This is a genomic window from Hyphomicrobiales bacterium, assembly GCA_030688605.1.
In the GTDB taxonomy this organism is placed as follows: domain Bacteria; phylum Pseudomonadota; class Alphaproteobacteria; order Rhizobiales; family NORP267; genus JAUYJB01.
Genome location: JAUYJB010000127.1, coordinates 1 through 3,810, shown reverse-complemented (window position 1 = coordinate 3,810; position 3,810 = coordinate 1). Strand labels below are relative to the sequence as shown.

5 protein-coding genes are annotated in these 3,810 nt (G+C 61.7%); all 5 read right to left on the bottom strand.

Annotated elements, in window-relative coordinates; genetic code table 11:
• Positions 1-218: 218 nt before the first annotated feature.
• Positions 219-794: a hypothetical protein gene (locus Q8P46_13860; protein ID MDP2621234.1), complete on the bottom strand. Its 576-nt coding sequence runs from the start codon at positions 792-794 to the stop codon at positions 219-221.
• Complete coding sequence (locus Q8P46_13855) at positions 776-2,449, bottom strand: IS66 family transposase (protein ID MDP2621233.1); 1,674 nt, start codon at positions 2,447-2,449, stop codon at positions 776-778. Before Q8P46_13855 ends, Q8P46_13860 begins: the two co-directional genes overlap by 19 nt.
• Before the next feature lie 146 nt (positions 2,450-2,595).
• Positions 2,596-2,958 (bottom strand): IS66 family insertion sequence element accessory protein TnpB, encoded by a 363-nt coding sequence (gene tnpB, locus Q8P46_13850; protein MDP2621232.1) that lies wholly within the window; start codon positions 2,956-2,958, stop codon positions 2,596-2,598.
• Positions 2,958-3,365, bottom strand: coding sequence for a hypothetical protein (locus tag Q8P46_13845; GenBank protein MDP2621231.1), 408 nt, complete (start codon positions 3,363-3,365; stop codon positions 2,958-2,960). The genes tnpB and Q8P46_13845 overlap by 1 nt, the downstream gene beginning before the upstream one ends.
• Before the next feature lie 164 nt (positions 3,366-3,529).
• Positions 3,530-3,810: hypothetical protein (locus tag Q8P46_13840; GenBank protein MDP2621230.1), on the bottom strand; the 281-nt coding region annotated here is incomplete at its 5' end.

The following is a 3,810-nucleotide window of genomic DNA, read 5'->3' as shown; positions in this document are numbered from 1 at the left end:
GCAACTGGCCGATGTGCATTTCCGGGTCGCCCGCGCCCAGTCCCGCTTCATACAGCATCTCTTCGGTGTAATGGGCCCAGCCTTCGGTGAAGCCGTAGCCGTCAAAGACTTGCCCGATCTTCGATGGCGAGCGATGCGCGTGCAAATATTGCACGAAATGCCCCGGGTAGACTTCGTGAACCGTGTCCTTCCGGCAGGCGTGAAAAAAACCAGGCTGGTTACGACGGCGACGCCTCGATGTGGCTTCGCAGTATCCGAAGCTCCTCGCGGCAGATGAAGCCCACACGGTCGTTCTTTAGCATTCCCTCACACCATGCGATCCCTTCGCCGGGCGGTAGATCGCTTCTCTTGAGGGCTTGGATGACCACCGCGAGACATTCCTCGATGTCCGCCGTCATCATTCCCTCATCGCTCATTTCGACCTGATAGCTTCCTTGCTTCATCAACTCCAACGAGAGTTCCATTGCCAGCGGCAACTGCCCGAGCTCGACCAGCCGGCTCAGGTTGCGCTTGACCTCGCCGTAAGCGGCGTAGTCGTAGCTGAAATTGCGATTGATCTCTCGTTCATCGAAGTGCGTCGCATCGGCGATTGCTTGGCGGGTCGCGGCGGCAAGCTCTTCGGGTGGGGCTTCCAGTTTGAAGCGCGCACCGAGCCGGCGGAAAAGGTTGCGATTGTCTCTCGCCAATTCCACCAGGACGTCAACCAGGTCGCCCTTCGCGCGTTTCGCCAGCGCCTTGCGCAGCCTTTCCACGGAATCTGCCTTCTCGACAACCTTCACACGGCGCTTTGACATGGCGAATCCCTCGGCCGTTCTTGGCGATTGGACGTTTCTCGGTAGTTCCACGGCATCCAGTGCCCTGAGTTGGTGGACAGCTCGCCCGCGTGGCGCTGGAGCTCGGTCAAGTAGTCGAAGGCGCCCACGCCACACAGCTCGCAGGTGTGAATGAGGCTCATATACATGTCTCCCACCCGGGCGCCGTTCTGCGTTTTATAAAACAGCGCGTTCTTGCGGTGGAGGATGGCCTTCTTCAGCACCCGTTCACAGAGATTATTATCCAGCGGCGCGCCGGCCTGGCGCAGGAACAAGGTCAGCTTGTCCCAATGGGCCAGCATGTATGCTATCGCGCCGCCGAGCGGCGAGTTGGGCTCGACCCGGTGATCGTCGAATTGCTTTTTCAGCCAATCACGGAGCTCATTCATAACCGGCCGAGTCTCGGCCTGATGGAGTGCGAGCCGCTCCTGGGGCGATAGCTTCTGCTGGCGGGCCTCGGCGTCGTTCTTGTAGACGACTTTCAGGGCCTCCAGCACATGGCGGCACTCGTCGGGAAAACGGTCGTATACGTCCACGAAGTTCCGCCGCGCGTGGGCCAGGCAGTTGGCCATGATCGTGGCCAGCTCGCCAGGCACGTTACGGGACAGCGCATCGCACATGTGGATGGGCGGATCGAGCGTTTGAGCCCGCTCGTCGAGTACATCCCTCAGGTTCTCGCCGGCGTGCTGGCGGCCGCTGAAGAACAGCGCAATCCGCTGGCCGTCGCCCGTCGACACCACGCCCGAGGTAAACAACCCCGTCCGGTGTGAACCGTCTTTGTTCGTCGTCCCATCCCCTTCCAAAAGTGCTCGTCTCCTGGCCCGCTTCCCCATCAGCTCGAGGATTTTCACCGCGGTATCGTCGTTCTGCACCAATTCTCCCTGCGCGGCCTGCCGCACCAGCTCGTGGTATGCCGGAGTGATGTCCGCCGCCGCCGCATGAACAATCTCCCACTGCGTGGCGGCTGGCAAGGGAATCTCCAGGTTCCCCTGCAGCCCTTCGATGCGGTTGAAAGGGAGCCCACTGCCGTATTTCAACACAGCGATCATGCTGGCGGCTGTGGCGTCGTACTTTTCCGATCCCACTCCTTCGGGCGCTGGTGCCGTATAGACCTTGCCGCATAGGTTGCAGCGGAGCTTGTGGAGCTGATACACCTTGGCCCCCAGGGGCGCCTGGCCCACGATCCGCACGAGGACGCCAGGGGCCATCGTATAAACGGTTCCATCCCCACAGTCGGGGCAGGCGTCGCCCGCCCGGAGCGAGTCGTGCGGCACGTCGATCTTCTCGGCGCCGGCATAGGCATCGGCCCCGTTGCGGCCGTGTCCTTTCTTCCGCGGCGATTTCTGATCGCCCTCAGCAGCCTGCTGGGCCGCGGGGTCGGGCTCTTCGCACGATGGCGGCGCCTGGCCGACCACCGCGGCGGTCTTCTCCGTGCCGGCGCCAAACAGCAGCTTCCGCAGACGAGCGATCGTCGTGTTCTTGTCGCCCAACATGCTGGTCAGGCAGGCATACGATTCGACCAGCATGCGAATCGTCTGATAGTCCTCGGCGTCAAACGCCCGCTCCTCGGCACGACGCAACAACTCTTCCACGCGCTTGGCATCCAATTCGATGATCTCCGGAGTTTTCCGTGCCATGATACGGCCGAGTGGTCCGGGTCAAAAACATCAATTGAGCGCGTTTGCCGAGCCAGCGCCCTGACTCGTCGTGCTCTTAGCAAGGAACTCGCGGAAAACGCAAGAGGAGTATGGCCGCGCGGAAGGGACGAAAGATGGCGCGAATGTCAGGTCCGCGGCCCCACCGGACGCCAATCGGGCGCCGCACAGGTCGCCGTGGGATTGCCTGCCGAAAACAGAACCTGCAACTGGTGTGCGGCCAGCGCCTGGCTCACGCCCGCTGGGCTGGTCGGCCACCAGCGGAACCGCCCCTCGGAAAGCCGCTTGTGGCACAGCCAAAAACCCTGACCGTCGTACACCAGCGCCTTGATCGCCGTGGCCCGCCGATTGCGAAATACGAAGAGCGTGCCGCTAAAGGCGTCTTGCTCGAACGCCTCCTTGCACAACCCAACGAGCCCATCAATCCCCTTGCGGAAGTCGACCGGCGCGACGGCGACCAGGATCTTCATCTGCGGCGTGATCTGCAGCATTACTCGACCTTCCAGAAGCTGCGCCCCAGAGCCACCACGTCAAGCGCGTCGTGTCCTTTCCCACGAATGCGCATTCTGGCCCCGGCAGGGTTCTCGAAGTCGATGAACCACTCACGCAGCCCGCTAGCACAGGGAGCGCTCAACTCGACAAATGCGGGCCCGTTCTCCGCGGGTCGCGCGCCGGAGGCGGCGGCTGTCCGCTCAAGGCGTCTCTTCAGCAAATAGTAGTCCAGGCGCAGCGCGGAAGCTGTCGGGTGCAGCCCGTAAGTCGCGGCCAACTTCACCGCCGATGCCCACAGCTGTTCGGGAATCCGCGTTCCGGGCTTTCGCGTCCGACGCCACTCGGTGAATCGCCGCTCGGCGCCAGCTAACTCTGAGGGAAGCTTGACGCTCTTCTTCGCACGCATGTTGCTGTCCTCCGGATCGGGAACCAAGAACACAGCAACGATAGCAGCTCAGCTAAAAAGATTCATACAGGCTTGCCGAAAGGACACAACGGATGTTCCGCTCTTCCATGCCGAACGCGACCTGGCTTTAGCCGCCCGCGTGGCGTGGAGACAGTATTTACACCTTATTCGAATGAGATCGTTACTTTCTCAAGCACAGCCGGCTCGGTGCCGGCGGGCAAGTCGAAGTCGGCGCGAAACTGAATCCAAGAGTGTCCTGGCGGCGTGGACAGTGCTGCACCAGAATGGAAATAGAAAGAGCCGGGTCCTTCGGGGCCGCTCCAAACTGTGCGTTGCAGATCAGCCTGATTTGCCGCAGTGCGAAGCTGAAATCTGATCTTTGAACCGTATGGCGTTTGGGCCCTCCAATCGATGCGATCGCCGCGCTTGTTGCCGTCTTCGTGTT